Annotated in this window: 5 protein-coding genes; 3 read left to right on the forward strand and 2 right to left on the reverse strand. The window is 45.9% G+C overall.

The genetic code is table 11. The features are described from left to right. Nucleotides 1-10 precede the first annotated feature (10 nt). Nucleotides 11-523, reverse strand: a complete 513-nt coding sequence (locus MHN32_RS20640; protein WP_010605982.1) for an NUDIX domain-containing protein — start codon at nucleotides 521-523, stop codon at nucleotides 11-13. Nucleotides 524-609: 86 nt separating this feature from the next. After that, complete coding sequence (locus tag MHN32_RS20645) at nucleotides 610-1,662, reverse strand: aldo/keto reductase (protein ID WP_206472138.1); 1,053 nt, start codon at nucleotides 1,660-1,662, stop codon at nucleotides 610-612. Between the two features lie 149 nt (nucleotides 1,663-1,811). Between MHN32_RS20645 and dinB the strand changes: the two genes are divergently transcribed. From dinB to MHN32_RS20660, 3 genes are all read left to right on the forward strand, one after another. After that, nucleotides 1,812-2,936 carry a DNA polymerase IV gene (gene dinB / locus MHN32_RS20650; protein ID WP_239422668.1) on the forward strand — a complete coding sequence of 375 codons (1,125 nt, stop codon included), beginning with the start codon at nucleotides 1,812-1,814 and terminating at the stop codon, nucleotides 2,934-2,936. Nucleotides 2,937-3,061: 125 nt separating this feature from the next. Further along, nucleotides 3,062-4,747 carry a carbon starvation protein A gene (locus MHN32_RS20655; protein WP_010374688.1) on the forward strand — a complete coding sequence of 562 codons (1,686 nt, stop codon included), beginning with the start codon at nucleotides 3,062-3,064 and terminating at the stop codon, nucleotides 4,745-4,747. Nucleotides 4,748-4,816: 69 nt separating this feature from the next. Then, nucleotides 4,817-6,349 (forward strand): leucyl aminopeptidase family protein, encoded by a 1,533-nt coding sequence (locus MHN32_RS20660; RefSeq protein WP_239422669.1) that lies wholly within the window; start codon nucleotides 4,817-4,819, stop codon nucleotides 6,347-6,349. The last annotated feature ends 106 nt before the right edge of the window (nucleotides 6,350-6,455 follow it).

A 6,455-nucleotide genomic window follows, 5' to 3' on the forward strand; every position in this document is an offset into this window, starting at 1 on the left:
AATAGACGAATTATTCTGTGATTAGTTGCGCCGATATGTGTTTCAGTAAAGTTAATTCACGCAAAATGGACATCCCTTTGTTATTTGCATCAGCAAGTTTAGCTTCATTGTGGGCTATGGCTTGATTTATGTTAATCCACAAAGGTTTCATACCATTAGCAAGTTCGTAATTCTCCATTGTTGGCAGATCAAATTTGCCACAGATCTCACAAACGTAGCAATAAGAAATAATATGTACATTATCATGATCTGGTTTATACCAAGGACGATACTCTTCATAGCGACCAAAAGGAGTGAGACCTGTAATGGATACTGCACCAGTTTCTTCTTTTAGCTCGCGCTCTAATGCTGCTTCTAAGCTTTCCCCCTCGTTAACGCCACCACCTGGTAAGGTGTAATCGTCATAACGTTTGGTGTAAAGCATAAGAATGTCGTTGCCTCTAAGGACTATGGCGCGAGTGGTCTCTCTAGTAAAGCAGCTGCCTTGAAGCGGAATGACTGGGGTGTTGTTTAAGCTTTGCATGGGGGTTTTAACTTCAATTTAGGTAACAAGAATGGGTTTACAAAACGATACGCCTGCGTAAAAGCGGCGTATCGCGAATGAAGATATTAAAACGGAGCAGGGTACGCTTTAAATACAGTATCAATCTCGGCTAAAGACTCTGCACATAGCGGTTGTTCAAACGCTTGAATATTTTCTTTAAGCTGTGCCATGATTGTCGCGCCGATAATAGTTGAAGTCACGCCATCGACTTGGTTGCACCAAGCTAGCGCCAGTTGCGCTGCAGTCATATTAAATTCTTTGGCGATTTCTAAATATTTTGCAACGGCTTCTTGTGCTAGTTGCGTATCTCTAAATAAGCCTTGTCTTTGCACTAAGGTAAAGCGGCTGCCTTCAGGTCTTGCACCCCCTAAATATTTACCGCTCAACATCCCACCAGCCAGCGGCGACCAAGGTAAATAGGCAACATCTTCGTTTACGCAACTCTCAATCAAGTAAGGCCAATCTTTGGCATGTAGCAAGCTAAACTCATTTTGAATTGAAACCGGCTTAGGTAGGTTGTGTTGCATTGCCAAATTAAGGTAAGTGTGAATGCCCCAAGGCGTATCATCAGAAAGGCCCCAATGGCGAATTTTACCCGCTTGAATACAGCTCGCTAAGCCTTCTAAAATATCTAGCATACCAGCGCGTTCTTCCTCGCGGTCAAGCGCACTCAAAGGCACCATGCCAGGCCATTGTTTACCAAAATGCGGTGAAGTACGGTTTGGCCAATGTAGTTGGTAGAGGTCGATATAGTCGGTATTCAGGCGCGCTAAAGAATCGTCCACCGCTTGGATCACAGATTGTCCCGTAATAGCACCGCCTTCACGGATCCAAGGTAATCCGCTGCCTGCAATCTTGGTTGCAAGCACGAGCTTTTCGCGCTTTTCTTGGTGCCGCTTTAGCCAATTGCCAATGATGGCTTCGGTTTTACCATAGGTTTCAGGTGAGGGAGGGACCGCATACATTTCAGCGGTATCAATGAAGTTAATACCACGGCTTAGTGCATAATTGATTTGCTCGTCGGCATCATGCTGGTTGTTTTGTACGCCCCAAGTCATGCTTCCTAAACAAATGCGCGAAACTTCTAATGGGCTACTACCAAGTCGTGAGTACTTCATGCAGGCTCCTGATTGAAAACTAATGAATTTAGAATAAAGCAAAGTAGTTAAGCACTTTGAATTACTTTGATATTTTGGTCATTATCTCTGTTTTGCAGTGCAACTTGCAACAGACATCCACACAAGTATAGCCCAGAACACTAAGGCCTATGTTCAAGATTGCAACAGTTGGAAAATTAGCACATAATAAACACTGTTTATTTAGACAGTGTTTTAACGTGCGTAAATTTATTCATATTGATATGGACGCGTTCTATGCATCGGTAGAAATGCGCGATAACCCCGAGCTTGCAAAGGTGCCGATGGCGATTGGTGGGCGGAGTCATCGTGGGGTGCTATCCACGGCTAACTATATTGCTCGGCAATATGGCGTGCGCTCGGCCATGTCGAATTATCAAGCGAAAAAACTCTGCCCTCAGCTGGTGATTGTACCGGGGAGAATGGAGGTCTATAAGGCAATATCGCAACAAATTCGCGCTATTTTTACCCGCTATACTGAGCTAATTGAGCCACTGTCTTTGGATGAAGCCTATCTAGACGTCACTGAGTGTCAGCAATGTAATGGCAGTGCAACGCTTATCGCCGAGCAGATCCGAGCGGATATATTTGCAGAAACGGGCCTTACGGCTTCGGCGGGAATTGCGCCAATCAAGTTTTTAGCCAAAATTGCCAGCGATGAAAACAAGCCTAATGGTCAGTGTGTGATCCCGCCTCACCAAGTGAGCGCTTTTATTGATGTGTTACCTCTTAAAAAAATTCCAGGTGTAGGTAGAGTGACTCAACAGCGTTTGCTAGCCATGGGACTTGAGTATGGCCGAGATATTAAGGCACTGTCTGAAACTCAGTTACGCCAGTCATTTGGCAAGTTTGGCGCTGTATTATGGCGGCGTTGTCAAGGTATTGATGAGCGCCGAGTTGAGACCGATAGAGTGCGTAAATCGATAGGCGTTGAAACCACATTTGCAGAAGACACGCTCGACCTTGATACCTTAAAACAAGTCATAAAAGAAAAGTTGTTACCTGAATTGACTCGCCGAGCACAGCCTTATTTACAGCGTGGCTTTAATAAGCTTGGTGTTAAAGTGAAGTTTTACGATTTCACCCAAACCACCAAAGAATGCCAATACCAGCATATTGATTTGCCCGTTTTCGAAGAGCTATTGATTGAAGCGATGGCACGGCAAAAGTTTAAACCCGTGCGCCTCGTGGGCTTGCACTTAGGGCTAAATGAAAAGTCTAACACACAAGCTCAACTGGGACTTTTTGATGGCTAATTCAGACCTACCTAGACTAAAAGATAACTGCAATTAGTTTATTTTGTGCTAGCTTCGAAGTTGTCGTGCAACAAACTAATCACGCGAACTGCGTGTAATTAAAACAACAACAAGAGGTAAGCATTATGCAATCCATAATGATCGTACTCTTCGGCATCATAGGGATGTTATTTGGATGGTTTGTCTATTCCAAATTTATTGCTGAAAAAATATTTAAAATGGATGACAACTTTGTCACGCCGGCTCATGAGCTTGAGGATGGCGTGGACTATGTTCCCACTAACAAAGTGGTATTGTGGGGGCATCACTTTACTTCAGTCGCAGGTGCTGCACCAATTGTAGGTCCAGCCATCGCTGTTTATTGGGGCTGGGTGCCTGCAGTGCTTTGGGTTGTATTCGGTACCATATTCTTTGCGGGTGTTCACGATATGGGCGCGCTGTGGGCAAGTGCTCGCCATAAAGGCAAGTCGATGGGCGCGTTGTCTGAAAGCGTAATTGGCAAGCGCACACGTTCATTGTTTATGATAGTGGTCTTCCTTGTACTGCTCATGGTAAATGCCGTGTTCGGCGTGGTGATCGCAAACTCCTTCGTGGGTAACCCAAATGCGGTATTCCCCGCTTGGTCTGCTATCGTCGTGGCACTTATCATCGGCCAATTGCTGAAACGAAAAGTGCCGCTAGTACCGCTCTGTATTATCGGGGTTATTGTGCTCTACGCGACCATTTATATGGGCAGTAGTATGCCGATTACCTTACCAACCGAAATGTTTGGTTTAAGCGACAAAGCCAATTGGATCATCATTCTGTTTATCTATGCTGCCGTAGCGTCATTGTTACCGGTTTGGATGCTATTACAACCTCGTGACTTTATTAACGGCATGCAGCTGTTAGTGGGGTTGATCCTGCTTTATGGTGCGGTATTTGTTGTCATGCCAGATATCACTGCGCCTGCGTTTAATACCCAAACGGTAGAAAACACCCCGAGTATTATCCCCTTGCTGTTTGTGACTATTGCTTGTGGTGCGGTATCAGGTTTCCACGGTATTGTTTCGTCGGGAACGAGTTCAAAACAACTAGACAAAGAAAAAGACGGTCGTTTTGTCGGCTACTTAGGTGCAGTTGGTGAAGGCTCACTAGCACTTATCACTTTGGTCGCCGTGAGTGGTGTGATGCTCGCAGTATCACCTGAAGAGTGGCACGAAATTTATAGCCACCTTGGTGCTGGCAGTGTATCAGCCTTTATTAACGGTGGCTCAAATCTTATCAGTACAGGCTGGGGACTACCAGTCGAAATCGCATCAACTTTACTTGCCGTTATGGTTGTACTTTTTGCAGGCACTACCATGGATTCTGGCGTTAGACTTCAGCGTTATATTATTCAAGAGTGGGGTGAGATCTATAACATCAAGTTCCTGAACAACGGTATCATCGCGACTTTGTTGGCCGTTGCATGTTGTTTGCTACTCGCCTTTGGCGCTGGTGGCGCATCGGGTAGTGGTGGTATGGTGATTTGGCCGCTGTTTGGTTCAACCAACCAAATCTTGGCAAGCTTAACCTTGTTGGTTATCTCAGTGTATCTTATCAAACTAGGGCGTCCCGCTAAGTACACCTTGATCCCTATGGTATTTGTGCTGGTGATGGCGTTTTTTGCTGGAGTGATCAAGCTAGGTGAATACTACCAAAAAGGCAATTGGCTGTTGGTTGTGCTTGACGTCATCGTGCTGGTGGTCAGTATTTTGGTGATGTTAGAAGCTTGGTCTGTGATCAGCAAAACCAAAGCGAAACCAGATGAAGCCCGTGATATGTCGTAGTTCCCTTGGAACTTGACCACAAATCACCTATAGTCGGCCCTAATTCTAATATAGAAAAGGGCCGTTTTTATGTCTTTTCCAATCGCATTACCTTGTAACACCCTATTTGAAAGCGATGCAGATGCTATCGTTGTTGTTACTCATGATATTCAAAACTTTGGCAGTGCGGAGCTTGACGAAGTTGCTGCACCATTTTTAGCTGTAGATGCGCGCATTGCGCAAAAGGCAAGCCTGCTTGTTTCAGACAAAGTACCTGGCAAGCGCTTGGTGATTGCGCCAACCGGACCAATCGACAGAGATTACGATGACGTTCGCCGTTACTTTGAAGCGGCAAAGGCTGGTATTTTAGAAGCGAAAGCGGCTGGTGCGGTAAAACCTGTGCTTGCTGTTGTAAATGTGCCTGCCGATGCTCGTTACGAAAATGCGCGTGCAGTCAGCTTTTTAGGTGCTTGCCAAGGCTTATGGCAGCCATTAGAAGCACGTGAGTACCGTGGCGAAGTGATTGAACCAATCGAAGCGATTTATGTTTTTGAAGCGTCATCACAATGCTGCGATCAACTAAGCGCAATCGCTGCAGGCCAATATGCTGCGCGTGATCTGTGTGGCACAGAACCTGAGCGCATGGCACCGCCTCGTTTTGCTGACTACTGTGTTGAGCTATTTCAAGGTTCAGCGGTAAACGTTGAGGTTATCGCTGATCGTAAAATTATGGATGAACAGTATCCACTGTTAAGCACGGTAGCGCGTGCCTCTTACGCCGTTGAGCGCCACCATCCTCGTGTTGTAAAAATGGTATACGAGCCTGAAGGTGACGTCGAACGTACTCTTATCTTTGTTGGCAAAGGTCTTGTGTACGATACTGGCGGTGCAGACTTGAAAGTGGGCGGTTTTATGGCCGGCATGAGCCGTGATAAAGGCGGTGCGGCGTCAGTGGTTGGTTTTATGGAAGCGGTTGCTAAGTACCAACCAAAAGGTATTAAGGTAATTGCCTATCTTGCCGTGGTTCGTAACTCGATTGGTTCTGACTGTTTCGTGCCGGATGAAATCATTGAGAGCAGAGAAGGCGTTCGCGTTCGTATTGGTAACACCGATGCGGAAGGTCGCTTGGCGATGGGTGACTTACTCAGCGAAGCGAAAGACTTAGCTCTGGGTGAGAAAAACCCTGAGATCTTTACGGTTGCAACACTGACAGGTCATGCAGCGCGCGCCATGGGCCCTTACAGTGCCTATGTTGAGAATGGTCCTGCACGAGCAGCACAAGTATCTCGCAAGATTGCAGATATGGGCGACCTATGGGCTGACTGCGCGGAAGTATCGCGTAGCCGACGCGAAGACTATGACTTTGTAAAACCACGCACCCTTGCGGATGATGTGCTATCGAGCAACAACGCTCCATCGGCGGTTACCGCTCGTGGTCACCAATTTCCAATGGCATTTTTGGCAATTGTTGGTGGCTTAGACAAGCATGGTTGTAATGCAGAATTGCCAATTCCGTATGTACATATGGATATTGCAGGTAGCGGCGTTGAAGGTGGCGACTGGCAGCATGGCAAACCAACCGCTGCAACCGTTGCAAGTTTGTTTGCTCGGTATTGTATTTAATACCAAGTGAATTAATTCTCTAATCAATTTGAAGGGTGAAATAGCATATTAGCTTCGTTAAAAATTTCTCATTTAGAACAACTAAATAGCAAAATTTTTGCCTTGC

The organism is Pseudoalteromonas sp. Of11M-6 (assembly GCF_022347905.1).
Taxonomy (GTDB): Bacteria; Pseudomonadota; Gammaproteobacteria; order Enterobacterales; family Alteromonadaceae; genus Pseudoalteromonas.